The following is a 15,667-nucleotide window of genomic DNA, read 5'->3' as shown; positions in this document are numbered from 1 at the left end:
CGAGGACGAAGCCGGTGGGGGACCCAAGCCGGTGCGGGGCCGTGGCTCCCCGGGCCGCGACCGGCTACTCCACCTCCACGTTCAGGATGCGGTCGTCGCCCGCCTGCGGCGTGCCGCGTGTGTCCGTCTCGCTGGTGACCAGCCACAGCTTCTCGCCGCCCGCCGCCACGACGGTGCGCAACCGGCCGTACTTCTCCGCCAGGAACGACTCGGGCGCGGCCACCGGCTTCGTGCCGTCCAGCGGAATCCGCCACAGCCGCTCGCCGCGCAGGCCCGCCATCCAGATGGAACCGGCGGCGTACGCGATGCCGCTGGGCGATGCCTCGGACGTCTTCCACTCCGCGACCGGGTCGACGTACCCCTCACGGTCTCCCTTGCCCTCGACCTCGGGCCAGCCGTAGTTCCGGCCGGGGCGGATCAGGTTCAGCTCGTCCCAGGTGTTCTGGCCGAACTCGGCCGCCCACAGCCGCTTCTCGCCGTCCCAGGCCAGCCCCTGCACATTGCGGTGCCCGTACGAGTAGACGACCGAGTCCGCCTCCGGATTGCCGTGCACCGGTTCGCCGTCCGGGGTCATCCGCAGGATCTTGCCGCCCAGCGACTTCTTGTCCTGCGCCAGCCCGGTGTCACCAGTCTCGCCCGTCCCGGCGTAGAGCATCTTGTCCGGGCCGAAGGCGATCCGCCCGCCGTTGTGGACGGTGCCCTTGGGGATGCCGCGCAAGATGGTGTCAGGGGCGCCCAGTTGCTGCCCGGCCGGCTTCTTCTCGTCGTACAGCATGCGGGCGATGCGGTTGTCGGACTCGGTGGTGAAGTACGCGTAGACCATGTGGTCCGAGGCGAAGCCGGGCGAGACGGCCAGGCCCATGAGCCCGCCCTCGCCGGCCGGGGCGACCCCGGCCACCGTACCGACCTCGGTCTTCTCGCCGCTCTCGCCGTCCACCCGGGTGATGGTCCCCTCGTCGCGCGAGGAGACGAGCAGATCGCCGCCGGGCAGCGGGGCGAGCCCCCAGGGCGACTTGAGCTCCTTGGTGAGCGTGCCCGTCACCTCGGCCGACCCCTTGGCCGGCGGGGGCTCGGCTCGGGGTCCGGAGCCCGGCGCGGACGCGTCAGGTGACGGCGGCGCACTCGTGCCGCCCGTGGCCGTCGGGGCCGGCGCGTTCGCGTCCCCGCCGGAGCACCCCGCGCCGAGCAGGAGGACGGCGGCAGCCAACACGGCTGTCACAGCAGGACGTTGCACGGTACGCATCCCTTCGACGGCCGGCGGTGGTCACCGGCAGCGGCTCCCACTCTTCATACACCGCTCGCACCCCGCGGGTTCCCTTCCGGACCAACCGGGTCGCGGGTCGTCGCAGCGGTCCGGCAAGCCGCCGCACCAGTCCCACAGGCCCCAGGCCACTCCCACGTGCCGCCGCGTCAGTCCCACGAGCCGCGCGCCGGCGGCAGCGCCGCTATCTCCGCCGTGTCCTCGGCGGTCAGCCGCAGCGCCGCCGCCCCGGCGTTCTGCACCGCCCACCGCTCGCGCTTGGTCCCCGGCACCGGCACCACCTGGCGCCCGCGCCCCAGCACCCACGCCAGCGCCACCTGCGCCGGAGTCGCGCCGTGGCGCTCGGCGACCCGGCGCAGCCCGGCGACCACCGGCTGGTTCGCCGCCATCATCTCGGCCGTGAAGCGCGGATGCCTCGCCCGTACGTCGTCCGGCTCGAAGCCCTGCCCCGGCTTGAGCGTCCCGGTCAGGAACCCGTTGCCCAGCGGCATGGCCGCCAGGAGGCCGACCCCCCGCGCCTCGCACCACGGCAGCAGCGCCGTCAGCGCCTCGGGAGACCAGACCGAGAGCTCGGCCTCCACCGCGCTGACCGGAAAGACCTGCTGCACCCGCTCCAGTTGGCGAATCGTTCCGTCATGCATGCGCGCCCCGGACCGCCGCGACGCCCTGGCCCCCACCGCGCACACGCCGAGCGCCCGCACCTTCCCGGCCCGCACGAGGTCCGCCATCGCGCCCCAGGTCTCCTCGACCGGCACCTCCGGATCGGGCCGGTGCAACTGGTAGAGGTCGATCACATCGGTCTGCAGCCGCCGCAGCGAAGCGTCACAGGCCCGCCGCACGTACCCCGGTCGTCCATTGGCCACGATGTGCTGATCGCCGACGAGCAGCCCGCACTTGGTCGAGACGAAGGCGTCGGCGCGCCGCTCCTTGAGCACCCGCCCGAGCAGCAGCTCATTGGTGAAGGGCCCGTACATGTCGGCCGTGTCGAGCAGACTGGACCCGGCGTCGAGCGCCGCGTGCACGGTACGCAACGACCGGTCCCCCCGCTGCTGAGAGCCGGTGTACGCCCAGCTCATCGGCATGCATCCGAGTCCGATCGCACCCACTTCGAGCGCTGCCGCACCGATTGTCCTGCGCTCCAACTCCCCGTACCCCTCCCTCTGCCGCTCCCCAAACTAACCTCTGCCTTCGGCCGCCCTTCGCATAGCCTCCTGACCATGACTTCAGACGTGTGGCTCCCCGTTCCCGCCGCCGAGATACCGGGGCTCCCCGACGGCTTCACCTACCGTTTCTGGGACGGTGGCCAGGACTTTCCCGCCGATCCCGCCGACTGCGCCTTCTACGTCGTCCCGTACATGAAGGGCCCCGAGATCGCGGTCCGCCCGCTTGCCGCCATGACCTCCGTACGCGCCGTCCAGACGCTCTCCGCCGGCATCGACCACGTCGAGCCGGGCCTCGCGGACCTGCACACCGGGGTGCGCCTGTGCAACGCCCGGGGCGTCCACGAGGCCAGCACCGCCGAGCTGACGCTCGCGCTCGTCCTGGCCTCGCTGCGGGGCATCCCGGGCTTCGTGCACGGCCAGGACAAGGAGGAGTGGCGGGCCGGTTTCTACCCGGCGCTCGCCGACAAGTCCGTCCTCATCGTCGGGTACGGCTCGATCGGCGCGGCCATCGAGGACCGGCTCACGCCCTTCGAGTGTGCGCGGGTGGCGCGCGTCGCGCGCTCTGCCCGTACAACGGAGCGCGGGCCGGTGCATCCACTGGCCGACCTGCCCGGACTGCTGCCCGCCGCCGACGTCGTGATTCTCTCCACCCCGCTGACCGAGGCGACTCAGGGACTGGTGAACGCGGACTTCCTGGCGCGCATGAAGGACGGAGCGCTGCTGGTCAACGTAGCGCGCGGGCCCGTCGTCGACACCAAGGCGCTGCTCGCCGAGCTCGAGGCGGGCCGCCTGCGGGCCGCCCTCGACGTCACGGATCCGGAGCCGCTGTCCCCCGGTCACCCGCTGTGGCACGCCCCCGGCTGCCTCATCAGCCCCCATGTGGGCGGCAGTACGTCGGCGTTCATGCCGCGCGCGAAGCGCCTGATGGCGGACCAGCTCACCCGCTTCGCCGCCGGAGAACCCCTGCGCAACGTCGTCCTCACCACTCCCTGAGAGTTCGCCCGGATCAAGAACGGACACACTGCGAAGCCACTCGAATGCACGGCGTGCCGATCACGGTCTCTGCTGGTCACGGAGAGTAGAGGGAGTATGTCCCTGAGTGACGGAATTGGTGTATCGTCCGGACCAAGGGGCTGCGCCGCGCATTATCACGGCGCTGGGGAGCGACCGGACTGTGAGGGGGGCGACGGGCGATGCACGGCGAATGGACCAAGGTTCCGACGCGGCGGGGCCACCGGCGGCAACCTCCGCGCGAGCGGCGCGACCGGCGCCGCCCCGGGGGCCCGGGGTGCGGCCCCGGCCCGCGACTGTCTTCCGCCCCTCCGGCGCCCGGAGCGCCGCGCGTCAGGGCGGCCCGGTGAGTGCGCCGGGAGCGCTTCTCGCCCGGCAGCAGCTGCCCGGCGGCGGATGCGGCCTGATCTCGCAGCTCGGCCTGGCGCTGGTCTGCGGGGCCTACGCCGTCGGTTCGGCCCTCGGCTGGGGCTCCGCGCACCTGGCGCTGATCATGGGCGACTTCGGTCTCGCCGCCGCCGCCCTGGTCGCCGCGGTCTCCTGCTTCCTGTACGCACGCGCGCGGGAGAGCCGCTTCCGGCCCGCCTGGCTGCTGTTCTCGGTCTCCTCCGCGATGGCGGCCTGCGGGAACGCGGTGTGGGGCTGGTACGAGGTGGTGCTGGGCCGCGAGGTCCCCTCGCCCTCCTTCGCCGACCTCTTCTTCCTCTGCTTCGGACCGCCCGCCATCGTCGGCCTGCTGGTCCTCGCCAAGCGCCCCGTCACGCGCGCCGGCTGGGTCTGCCTGGCGCTCGACTCCTGGCTCATCGGCGGTTCGCTGCTCACGCTCTCCTGGAGCCTCGCTCTCGCCCACACCGCGCACTTCGAGGCGGAGAGCACGGCCCACGCGGCGCTCTCCCTCGCCTACCCGCTGCTCGACATCGCGCTGGTCAGCATGGTGCTCGCGCTGCACTTCCGGCGCTCCAACGCCAACCGCACGGCGATCAACACGGCGATCGCGGCCCTCGCCACGACCGTCCTGTGCGACGCGCTGTTCACCTCGCCCCTGCTGCGCGAGAGCTACCGCTCGGGCCAGCTCCTCGACGCGGGCTGGTTCGCCGGCTCGCTGCTCCTCGCGTACGCGCCCTGGGGCGCGCGGCGGGCGGAGCAGTGGAGGGAGGGCGCCCCGTACCCCCGGGGCGGCCGTAATCCGGCCGGCCGCGGCCCGGTCACCCGCAGTCCGGCCGGCCGCACTCCGGGCAGCCGCCCCATCGGCGGCTCACTGGCCGCCCTGACGCCGTACCTCGCCGCGGCCGTCTGCACGCTCGGCATCCTCTACAACGTCGTCGACGGCCGCCGCGTGGACCGGGTCGTCGTCTTCACCGGCTGCACGGTCGTACTGGCCCTCGTCGTACGCCAGGGCATCATGCTCGTCGACAACATCTCCCTCACCCAGGAACTGGCGCAGAAGGAGAACCACTTCCGCTCCCTGGTGCAGGGATCGAGCGACGTCATCATGATCGCCGCACCCACCGGCATATTGCGGTACGTCAGCCCGGCCGCGTCCGGCGTCTACGGACGTGAGGCCGAGGAGCTGATCGGATCGGAGCTCGCCTCGCTGATCCACGCGGAGGACCTGGGGCGGGTCGTCCACGAGGTACGCCGGTTCCTGGCCGCCCCTCCGGCCGAAGAGCCGACCACCCGCATCGAGTGCCGCTTCAAGTCCGGGACGGGGGAGTGGCTCAATGTCGAGTCCACCGTCAACCGGCACCAGGGCGGCCTGATCTTCAACAGCCGGGACGTGACCGAGAGGGTCCGCCTCCAGGCCCAGCTCCAGCACAACGCCGAGCACGACCCGCTCACCGACCTGCCCAACCGGGCCCTGTTCACCGCGCGCGTCCGCCAGGCGCTGAGCGGCCGCCGTGTCGGCGACCCCGGCACGGCCGTGCTCTTCATCGACCTCGACGGCTTCAAGGCCGTCAACGACACCATCGGCCACCAGGCCGGCGACGAGCTGCTGATCCAGGCGGCCCGCCGCCTCCAGGACTCCGTACGGGCGGGCGACACCGCGGCCCGGCTCGGCGGCGACGAGTTCGCCGCCCTGATCGTCGGCGAGGGCTCCAAGGACCAGGCCGCACGGGAGTGCCAGGTCCACGAGATCGCCGACCGGCTGCGCCTCACGCTCTCCCAGCCCTACCGGATCGGAGGCAACGACGTACGCGTCGCCGCGTCCATCGGCGTCGCCTTCGCCGAGCCCGGCATCAGCCCCACCGACCTCATGCGCAACGCCGACCTCGCGATGTACCGGGCCAAGGCGGGCGGCAAGGACCGCGTCGAGCTGTACGCGCCCCAGATGCAGGCCGACGTGGTCCGCAGGACCGAACTGGCCACCCGGCTGCGCACCGCGCTCCACGAGGGCGAGTTCGCGCTGCTCCATCAGCCGGTGGTGAGCCTGACCACCGGCCGGGTGGTCTCCGTCGCCGCCCAGGCCCGCTGGCGCTCCACCCAGGGCATCCTCTTCACGCCCGCCGAGTTCCTGCGGGTGGCCGACAAGGGCGACGCGCAGGAGGGCCCCCGCATGGCCGAGCTCGGCCGGTGGCTCCTCGAAGAGGCGGTCGAGCAGGCGGCCGAGCGCAACCGGGCGGGCCACGAGGTGCCCGTGACGGTCCGGCTCGACGCCCGCAGGCTGGTGGACAAGCCCCTGCCGCTCGGGTCCATCGAGGCCCTCCTCACCCGGCACGGGCTGCCCTCCGGTTCGCTGATCATCGAGCTGGCCGACAGCGACCCCCGGATCTCGTTCGACGAACTGGAGCGGCGCCTGGTGGCGCTGCGCCGGCTCGGCGTGCGGATCGCGCTGGACGGGTTCGGCAGCGGGTACGCCGCCATCAACGCGCTGCGCCGGCTCCCCATCGACGTACTGAAACTGGACCGGGAGCTGGTCGAGGGCGTCGTCGAGTCGGCCCGGCTGCACAAGATCACCAGCGGGCTGCTGCGGATCGCCTGCGACCTCGGTATGCAGTCCGTGGCCGACGGCGTCGACCTGCCGGAGCAGGTGAGCGCCCTGCGCGCCATGGGGTGCACCCACGGGCAGGGGATGGCCTTCTCAGGGCCGCTGGACGAGTACCGGTTGCGGCGGGCGCTGGTGCGCGGAGAGTTCCCTCTTCCGGGGGAGGCGGCCCTGCCGGTGCTCGCCGGCGGCCCGGGCGGATCACTTCCCGTACGTCATGTGAGCGCGAACGGAAGCGAAACGATCACACACCCGCCAATGCGCTCAAATAGTGAGACGCCTGTCCCACCTACTTGACAGGCACCGGCCGCCGGAGGGAGGGTCAGTGCCATGCGCACCCGAATTCTCGTACTTGGAAAGCGCGTCGGCTGAAGCAGAGCACGCACATGCAGCTCTGCAACCCGCACCGGCGCGCTCCCCTCGCTTGCCTCACGGCACGGGGGGTTTTTTGTTGCACTGGCACTACGCAAACCACCGCAAAACCATCTCAGCTTCACACCCTCAGCTTCGAGAAGAGAATGCCGATGACCGAGCAGGCCTCCGGGGCCCACCATCCGCAGCCGCGGCCCCGCAACGGCGGAACCCACGCCACCCCTGTCGAGCACGTGACGGGCGCCCAGTCGCTCATCCGCTCCCTCGAGGAAGTGGGGGCCGACACGGTATTCGGCATTCCCGGCGGCGCCATCCTGCCGGCGTACGACCCGCTGATGGACTCCACGAAGGTCCGCCACGTCCTGGTGCGTCACGAGCAGGGCGCCGGCCACGCGGCGACCGGCTACGCGCAGGCCACCGGCAAGGTCGGCGTGTGCATGGCCACTTCGGGGCCCGGCGCCACGAACCTGGTCACGCCGATCGCCGACGCCCACATGGACTCCGTCCCCATGGTCGCGATCACCGGCCAGGTCGCCTCCAAGGCGATCGGCACGGACGCCTTCCAGGAGGCGGACATCGTGGGCATCACGATGCCGATCACCAAGCACAACTTCCTGGTCACCAAGGCCGCGGACATCCCGCGCACCATCGCCGAGGCGTTCCACATCGCCTCGACGGGGCGCCCGGGCCCCGTCCTGGTCGACATCGCCAAGGACGCCCTCCAGGCGAAGACCACGTTCAGCTGGCCGCCCAGCCAGGACCTGCCCGGCTACCGCCCGGTCACCAAGCCGCACGCCAAGCAGATCCGTGAGGCCGCCAAGCTGATCGTCCAGGCCAAGCGTCCGGTCCTGTACGTCGGCGGCGGTGTCATGAAGGCCGGCGCGACCGCCGAACTGAAGGTCCTCGCCGAGCTCACCGGCGCCCCCGTCACCACCACCCTGATGGCGCTGGGCTCCTTCCCCGACAGCCACCCGCTGCACGTGGGAATGCCGGGCATGCACGGTGCGGTCACCGCCGTCACCGCGCTGCAGCGGGCCGACCTGATCGTCGCCCTCGGAGCACGCTTCGACGACCGCGTCACCGGCAAGCTGGACAGCTTCGCGCCGTACGCCAAGATCGTCCACGCCGACATCGACCCGGCCGAGATCGGCAAGAACCGGGCCGCGGACGTGCCGATCGTCGGTGACGCCCGCGAGGTCATCGCCGACCTCGTCCAGGCCGTCCAGGCCGAGCACACCGAGGGCAACACCGGCGACTACGCCGCCTGGTGGAACGACCTCAACCGCTGGCGCGACACCTACCCCCTGGGCTACGACCTGCCGGAGAACGGCCAGCTGTCCCCGCAGCAGGTCATCCAGCGCATCGGCCAGCTGGCGCCCGAGGGCACCATCTACGCCGCGGGCGTCGGCCAGCACCAGATGTGGGCCTCGCACTTCATCCAGTACGAGCAGCCCGCCACCTGGCTGAACTCCGGCGGTGCCGGGACGATGGGGTACGCCGTCCCGGCCGCCATGGGCGCCAAGGCCGGCATGCCGGACCGCACGGTCTGGGCCATCGACGGTGACGGCTGCTTCCAGATGACCAACCAGGAACTCACCACCTGCGCGCTCAACAACATCCCGATCAAGGTCGCCATCATCAACAACGGCGCGCTCGGAATGGTCCGCCAGTGGCAGACGCTCTTCTACAACCAGCGCTACTCCAACACCGTGCTGCACAGCGGCCCGGACGCCGACGGCAGGCAGCCGAGCGCCGGCACCCGTATCCCGGACTTCGTGAAGCTGTCCGAGGCCATGGGCTGCCACGCGATCCGCTGCGAGGACCCGGCCGATCTCGACAAGGTCATCGCCGAGGCCAATGCCATCAACGACCGCCCGGTCGTGGTCGACTTCATCGTGCACGAGGACGCCATGGTCTGGCCGATGGTGGCCGCCGGCACCTCGAACGACGAGGTCATGGCCGCCCGCGGGGTGCGCCCCGACTTCGGCGACAACGAAGACGACTGAGCAGACGAGAGAGAGACTTCAAGCCCATGTCCAAGCACACCCTCTCCGTCCTGGTCGAGAACAAGCCGGGCGTCCTCGCGCGGATCACGGCCCTGTTCTCCCGCCGCGGGTTCAACATCGACTCCCTCGCGGTGGGCACCACCGAGCACCCCGAGATCTCGCGCATCACCATCGTGGTCAACGTGATCGAGGCTCTGCCGCTCGAACAGGTGACGAAGCAGCTGAACAAGCTCGTCAACGTGCTGAAGATCGTCGAACTCGAGCCGGCCGCCGCCATCCAGCGCGAGCTCGTCCTCGTGAAGGTGCGGGCCGACAACGAGACCCGCTCGCAGATCGTCGAGATCGTCCAGCTGTTCCGGGCCAAGACGGTCGACGTCTCCCCGGAGGCCGTGACCATCGAGGCGACCGGCGGCGCCGACAAGCTCGAAGCGATGCTCAAGATGCTGGAGCAGTTCGGTATCAAGGAGCTCGTCCAGTCCGGCACGATCGCCATAGGGCGCGGCTCCCGGTCGATCACCGACCGCAGCCTGCGCGCCCTCGACCGCTCGGCCTGACCACCCCTCGGTCCCGTTGTTCGCATAGCGAGACCCGCAGTCCAACATTTCGCACCCCGCCGTACGGTGGGACGCACAACCAGCACCCAAGGAGAATCCCAGTGGCCGAGCTGTTCTACGACGACGATGCCGACCTGTCCATCATCCAGGGCCGCAAGGTCGCGGTGATCGGTTACGGCAGCCAGGGCCACGCCCACGCGCTGTCGCTCCGTGACTCGGGTGTCGACGTCCGGGTCGGCCTGCACGAGGGCTCCAAGTCCAAGGCGAAGGCCGAGGAGCAGGGCCTGCGCGTGGTCACGCCGACCGAGGCCGCCGCCGAGGCCGACGTCATCATGATCCTGATCCCGGACCCGATCCAGGCCCAGGTCTACGAGGAGTCCATCAAGGACAACCTCAAGGACGGCGACGCGCTGTTCTTCGCCCACGGCTTCAACGTCCGCTTCGGCTTCATCAAGGCCCCGGCCGGTGTCGACGTCGCGCTCGTCGCCCCCAAGGGTCCGGGCCACCTGGTCCGCCGTCAGTACGAGGAAGGCCGCGGCGTTCCGGCGATCGCCGCCGTCGAGCAGGACGCGACGGGCAACGCCTTCGCGCTGGCTCTCTCGTACGCCAAGGCCATCGGCGGCACCCGGGCCGGCGTCATCAAGACGACCTTCACCGAGGAGACCGAGACCGACCTGTTCGGTGAGCAGGCCGTGCTCTGCGGCGGTGCGTCGGCGCTCGTCAAGGCGGGCTTCGAGACCCTGGTCGAGGCCGGCTACCAGCCGGAGATCGCCTACTTCGAGTGCCTCCACGAGCTGAAGCTGATCGTCGACCTCATGTACGAGGGCGGCCTGGAGAAGATGCGCTGGTCGGTCTCCGAGACCGCCGAGTGGGGCGACTACATCACCGGCCCGCGCGTCGTCACGGACCAGACCAAGGCCGAGATGAAGAAGGTCCTCGCCGAGATCCAGGACGGCACGTTCGCCAAGAACTGGATGGACGAGTACCACGGCGGTCTGAAGAAGTACAACGAGTACAAGACGCAGGACTCCGAGCACCTGCTGGAGACCACCGGCAAGGAGCTCCGCAAGCTCATGAGCTGGGTCGACAACGACGAGGCGTAAGCCTTGGGGCGGGGGCCGCGGCGTATCGCCGCGGCCCTTCGCGCACAACTGGACAGAACGTCCAGCCACGGACGGGTGATACTTCCGCCGAGGCGGAAGACCCACTGTTCCGCGCCACTAGACTGCTTCTTACATACACGCGTCAGGCCCACAGCGTCGTGCGTCTTCCACGCGGCTAGCCCCTCCACCGCCTGCGGCCGTCGGGACGGCCGTCCGCAAAGGACCAGTGAGGACTCACGTGAGCTCGAAACCTGTCGTACTCATCGCTGAAGAGCTGTCGCCGGCCACAGTCGACGCCCTGGGCCCGGACTTCGAGATCCGGCAGTGCAACGGCGCCGACCGGGCGGAGCTTCTGCCGGCCATCGCCGACGTGGACGCGATCCTCGTCCGCTCCGCCACCAAGGTCGACGCCGAGGCCATCGCCGCCGCCAAGAAGCTGCGCGTCGTCGCCCGTGCGGGCGTCGGCCTCGACAACGTCGACGTCTCCGCCGCCACCAAGGCCGGCGTCATGGTCGTCAACGCGCCGACCTCCAACATCGTCACCGCCGCCGAGCTCGCCTGCGGCCTGCTCGTCGCCACCGCGCGCAACATCCCGCAGGCCAACACCGCCCTCAAGAACGGCGAGTGGAAGCGCTCGAAGTACACGGGCGTCGAGCTGAGCGAGAAGACCCTCGGCGTCGTCGGCCTCGGCCGCATCGGCGTCCTGGTCGCGCAGCGCATGTCCGCCTTCGGCATGAAGATCGTCGCGTACGACCCCTACGTACAGCCCGCGCGCGCCGCGCAGATGGGCGTCAAGCTGCTCTCGCTCGACGAGCTGCTCGAGGTCGCCGACTTCATCACCGTGCACCTGCCCAAGACGCCCGAGACGCTCGGCCTGATCGGCGACGAGGCGCTGCACAAGGTCAAGCCGACCGTGCGCATCGTCAACGCGGCGCGCGGCGGAATCGTCGACGAGGCGGCGCTGTACTCCGCCCTCAAGGAGGGCCGGGTCGCCGGCGCGGGCCTCGACGTGTACGCGAAGGAGCCCTGCACGGACTCCCCGCTGTTCGAGCTCGACCAGGTCGTCTGCACCCCGCACCTCGGCGCCTCCACCGACGAGGCCCAGGAGAAGGCGGGCATCGCGGTCGCCAAGTCCGTGCGCCTCGCGCTCGCCGGTGAGCTCGTGCCGGACGCGGTCAACGTCCAGGGCGGCGTCATCGCCGAGGACGTACGCCCCGGTCTGCCGCTCGCCGAGAAGCTCGGCCGGATGTTCACCGCGCTCGCGGGCGAGGTCGCGGTGCGGCTCGACGTCGAGGTGTGCGGCGAGATCACGCAGTACGACGTCAAGGTGCTCGAACTGTCCGCCCTCAAGGGTGTGTTCGAGGACGTCGTCGACGAGACGGTCAGCTACGTCAACGCGCCGCTCTTCGCGCAGGAGCGCGGCGTCGAGGTCCGCCTGACGACGAGCTCGGAGTCCCCGGACCACAAGAACGTCGTCACGGTGCGCGGCACGCTCTCCGGCGGCGACGAGGTCTCGGTCTCCGGCACCCTGTCGGGCCCGAAGCACCTCCAGAAGATCGTCGGTATCGGCGAGCACGACATCGACCTGGCGCTGGCCGACCACATGGTCGTCCTGCGCTACCAGGACCGTCCCGGTGTCGTCGGCACGGTCGGCCGCATCCTCGGCGAGGGCGGCCTGAACATCGCGGGCATGCAGGTGTCGCGCGCCGACCAGGGCGGCGAGGCGCTCGCCGTTCTCTCCGTGGACGACACGGTCCCGGCCGCGGTGCTCAGCGAGATCGCCGAGGAGATCGGCGCCTCATCGGCCCGCTTCGTGAACCTGGCCGACTGACGCACCCCCGCCCGACCCCGTGCCCGGGACGCACGGACGGCTCGTACGACTCGTACGAGCGGTCCGCGTCCCGGGCACGGTGCTGTGACCGCCGAGGTGCATGGCGCACGGTCCGCGCGTCCCCGCCAGGGGGGCGAAGGAAGGGGCGGCGCTGGGCCGGTCCGGCTCTCGGCGGGCGGGTGTCAGCAGACCCAGAGGCCGTCCGCCTTGTCGTTGTTGGCGCTGCCGACGTAGGAACTGGACGACGGTGCGGTGGACGTCCACAGCAGGGCCCAGGCGCTGCCCGTCCAGTTGTAGACGCGGGTCTGGGTGCCGCGCGTCTGGTTGTTGTGCCAGGACGTCGTCTTGTCGTTGAAGCCCCAGTTGGCGAGATTCTCGAAGTTGCAGTCCGACCAGGTCAGCCGGCGTCCGTCGAAGTTGGAGTGCTCGTAGAGGCATGTCCAGGCGTAGCTGCAGTTCGGTGTGCCGAGGGCGCCGACGGGCTCGTTGACGGCGCGGGCCCGCTTCTCGCCCGGTAACGGGAAGGTCATGACGGTCTTGCCGCCGCGCCAGGAGATCTGGTTGACGCCGATCTGCTTGCCGCCGGGCGTGCGGGCGAGCTGTTCGTCGATCTGCTTCTGCAGTCCCGCGACCTCGCTCGTGCTGAGTCCGGCCTGCTTCGCCTCGGACGCGATCCGGGCTTCGAGCGGGGCCGACGCGGAGGTCGGGCCGGCCAGGCCCACGACCGCCGTCGCTGCCGCGGTGAAAGTGACGGCGAGCTTGGTTCTGATGCGCATGGGGAGTGCGTTCCCTTCGCTCACGTCGCTCCGGTCTCTCCGGAGCGACGCACACGCTAGTGACACGGCCGGGGGGCCTCCAGAGGCTTTCTGGTCGTACGCCCCCTTGTGCGGCGAAAGGCGTGGCCGCCGGACGGCGGCGGCGAAGGGCCCGCCGGAGGGCCGCAGGTCGGTGGCGGTCCGCGGGGGCGCGCGGCGGGACCGGAGCGGGGGCGTCCCCCTGGAACGGGCCCGCCGGCCGGGGAGCGCGCCGCACGGAATGAGTCAACCCGTGATCGGGATCCGCGTCCCCCGCACGGCGACGGCTAGAGGCGGGCGGCCTTGAGCGACATGTGCAGCAGCAGCCGGTCCTCGCCGTCGTGGAGGTCGAGGCCGGTGAGCTGCTCCACGCGGGACAGGCGGTAGTAGAGCGTCTGGCGGTGGATGTTCAGGACGCTCGCGGTGCGGCCCGCCTGGCCGGCGCAGTCCAGGAACGCCTCCGCCGTGCGGGCCAGTTCGGCGTGCGCGGGGTCGAGCAGCGGGCGCACGGCGGGGTCCACCGGGTGCCCCGGCCCGCTGTCGGGGAGCGCTGCCAGCAGCCGGTACGGACCGATCCCCGACCACTCGGCGACCGGCCCGAGGTGGGGGCGGGCCAGGGCGGCCCGGGCGGCGGCCGACGCCTCGCGCCACGCGCCCGGCAGGTCGTCAAGCGCCGGAACCGGGGTGCCGATGCCGACGACCGGACCCGGCGCGGCGATCAGGCTCTCGGCCGCCCGGTGGGCGGGGGAGAGGCCGGTCTTCGTACGGATCCGGATCAGGGCGGCGAGGCGCGGGCCCGCCGGACCGGGCACCGGCAGCAGGCACAGCGCGGCCGCGCCGGGCACCTTGCGCACACCCGGCACGTCGGCGGCCCACGGAGCGACGCACAGCAGGGCGTACGGGCCCGAGTCACCCAGCGCCGCGCCGAGCGAGGCCAGCGCGGCGGACCGGCTGTCGGCGGAGTCCGTGGTGAGCAGGGTCAGCAGGTGGGGGCCCAGGTCGGCACGGGCCCGGGCCTCGTCGGCCAGGAGTGCGCCGATCCGGGCGCAGACCGCCATCGCCGTGTCCGGCACCGGCCCCGGGTGGCCTTCGGCGCCGGCGAGGAGCCAGACGTAACCGTGGACGACGCCGCGGTGCCGTACGGGGAGGCAGAGCCGGCCGCGCAGCACGCCCGCCGCCGGGTCGGCGGGGATGTGCACCGGGCCCTCGGCCGTGGCGATGCCGAACTTCTCGAACCAGGCGCGGACCTCGGCCGTCGAGCGGCGGGTCAGGATCGAGCGCGTACGGACGGGGTCCAGGGTCGTCTCGTCGAAACCGCTGCCGCTGTCGTGGGCGCCGAACGCGATCAGCCGGAAATCACGGTCCTCCAGCGTCGCCGGCGCGCCGAGCAGCGCCGAGATCTCGTCGACCAGGTCCTGGTAATCGCCTTTCACGCCTCCCATTCTCGCATTCCTTCAGACATCTGTATGAGATACGGGACACGGATGCGTGACAGCTGTCGATGGCCGCGCACCCGGGCGATCCTTAGATTTCACGGTGGTCATCCGTGCCGTGACACTTTCCCCTGGTCGCGGCCCCCTTCAAGCCTTTCCCGTGGAGGTGCCCCGTGCTGGGTCCCGTGATCCTCGCCGCCTCGCGCAGCGACAAGATGCGCCGCTTCGTGTCGGCGGCCCCGGGCACCAAACAGGTCGTCGGCCGCTTCATCGCCGGTGAGACCGTCGAGCAGGTCGTCCCGATCGTCCGGGAAGCCGCCGACAAGGGCCTGGAAGTGACGCTCGACGTCGTCGGCGAGGACATCACCACGCCCGAGCAGGCGTCCGCCGCCCGCGACGCGTACCTGGAGCTGATCGAGCACCTCAAGGGGCTGGAGCTCGGCGAGCGGGCCGAGATGTCGGTGAAGCTCTCGATGTTCGGCCAGGCGCTGGAGGGCGGCCACGAGCTGGCGCTCGCCAACGTCCGCCCGGTCGTCGAGGCCGCCGCCGAGATCGGCACCACGGTCACGCTGGACGCGGAGGACCACACCACGCTCGACTCGATGTTCGCCATCCACGAGGAGCTGCGGAAGGACTTCCCGCAGACCGGCTGCGTGATCCAGGCGTACCTCTTCCGCACCGAGGAGGACGCGCGCCGCCTGGCGGCGGCCGGCAGCCGGGTCCGTATCGTCAAGGGCGCCTACAAGGAGCCCGCCTCCGTCGCGTTCCAGGACAAGGCCGAGATCGACAAGGCGTACGTCCGGATCCTGAAGATCCTCATGGCGGGCGACGGCTACCCGATGATCGGGTCCCACGATCCGCGACTGATCGCCGTCAGCCAGGAGCTCGCCCGGCGTGCGGGGCGCAAACTGGATGAGTACGAATTCCAGATGCTCTACGGGATCCGCAGCGAAGAGCACGTGCGGCTCGCGGCGGAGGGCCACCGGATGCGTGTGTACACCGCGTACGGCACCGACTGGTACGGCTACTTCATGCGACGCCTCGCGGAGAAGCCGGCCAACCTGCTGTTCTTCGTCCGCTCGATGATCACCAAGAACTGACCCAGGCTGACCCTAGGGCCGAGCCCTTCCACCCCTCACAAAGGAGTCAAGGAACT

The 15,667-nt window shown here is 71.1% G+C and carries 11 protein-coding genes; 7 read left to right on the top strand and 4 right to left on the bottom strand.

Translation table 11 applies throughout. From position 1 onward, the window contains the following. Positions 1-64 precede the first annotated feature (64 nt). Both AC07FK_RS01015 and AC07FK_RS01010 read right to left on the bottom strand, forming a co-directional pair. Positions 65-1,219: a PQQ-dependent sugar dehydrogenase gene (locus AC07FK_RS01015; protein ID WP_479101404.1), complete on the bottom strand. Its 1,155-nt coding sequence runs from the start codon at positions 1,217-1,219 to the stop codon at positions 65-67. A 191-nt stretch (positions 1,220-1,410) separates the two neighbouring features. After that, positions 1,411-2,403, bottom strand: coding sequence for an aldo/keto reductase (locus AC07FK_RS01010; protein ID WP_479101403.1), 993 nt, complete (start codon positions 2,401-2,403; stop codon positions 1,411-1,413). Positions 2,404-2,478: 75 nt separating this feature from the next. Here AC07FK_RS01010 and AC07FK_RS01005 point away from each other — a divergent pair, with 75 nt between their 5' ends. The 6 genes from AC07FK_RS01005 (at position 2,479) to serA (ending at position 12,284) form a co-directional block, all read left to right on the top strand. Then, positions 2,479-3,417, top strand: coding sequence for a 2-hydroxyacid dehydrogenase (locus AC07FK_RS01005; protein WP_479101402.1), 939 nt, complete (start codon positions 2,479-2,481; stop codon positions 3,415-3,417). Between the two features lie 364 nt (positions 3,418-3,781). Continuing rightward, a complete protein-coding gene (locus AC07FK_RS01000; protein WP_479101400.1) occupies positions 3,782-6,715 on the top strand; it encodes a putative bifunctional diguanylate cyclase/phosphodiesterase in 2,934 nt (977 codons plus the stop codon). A 221-nt stretch (positions 6,716-6,936) separates the two neighbouring features. Then, positions 6,937-8,796, top strand: coding sequence for an acetolactate synthase large subunit (locus AC07FK_RS00995; RefSeq protein ID WP_479101399.1), 1,860 nt, complete (start codon positions 6,937-6,939; stop codon positions 8,794-8,796). Positions 8,797-8,822: 26 nt separating this feature from the next. Then, entirely contained in the window at positions 8,823-9,350 is a 528-nt protein-coding gene (gene ilvN / locus AC07FK_RS00990) for an acetolactate synthase small subunit (protein WP_138896396.1), read from the top strand. A 101-nt stretch (positions 9,351-9,451) separates the two neighbouring features. Continuing rightward, positions 9,452-10,453: a ketol-acid reductoisomerase gene (gene ilvC / locus AC07FK_RS00985; RefSeq protein ID WP_453402330.1), complete on the top strand. Its 1,002-nt coding sequence runs from the start codon at positions 9,452-9,454 to the stop codon at positions 10,451-10,453. A gap of 238 nt (positions 10,454-10,691) precedes the next feature. Then, positions 10,692-12,284 carry a phosphoglycerate dehydrogenase gene (serA, locus tag AC07FK_RS00980; RefSeq protein WP_479101397.1) on the top strand — a complete coding sequence of 531 codons (1,593 nt, stop codon included), beginning with the start codon at positions 10,692-10,694 and terminating at the stop codon, positions 12,282-12,284. 182 nt (positions 12,285-12,466) lie between these two features. Here serA and AC07FK_RS00975 read toward each other — a convergent pair whose 3' ends face one another. Next, positions 12,467-13,060 (bottom strand): peptidase inhibitor family I36 protein, encoded by a 594-nt coding sequence (locus tag AC07FK_RS00975; RefSeq protein ID WP_479101395.1) that lies wholly within the window; start codon positions 13,058-13,060, stop codon positions 12,467-12,469. Positions 13,061-13,365: 305 nt separating this feature from the next. After that, positions 13,366-14,511: a PucR family transcriptional regulator gene (locus AC07FK_RS00970; protein ID WP_479101393.1), complete on the bottom strand. Its 1,146-nt coding sequence runs from the start codon at positions 14,509-14,511 to the stop codon at positions 13,366-13,368. A gap of 173 nt (positions 14,512-14,684) precedes the next feature. On the opposite strand from AC07FK_RS00970, the gene AC07FK_RS00965 reads away from it, so the two are divergent. Continuing rightward, positions 14,685-15,611, top strand: coding sequence for a proline dehydrogenase family protein (locus AC07FK_RS00965; protein ID WP_479101391.1), 927 nt, complete (start codon positions 14,685-14,687; stop codon positions 15,609-15,611). Positions 15,612-15,667: the final 56 nt, after the last annotated feature.

The organism is Streptomyces sp. NPDC046122 (assembly GCF_056429965.1).
Note: the sequence above shows the minus strand (reverse complement) of the source record. Positions and strands in the feature narration are given on the sequence as shown.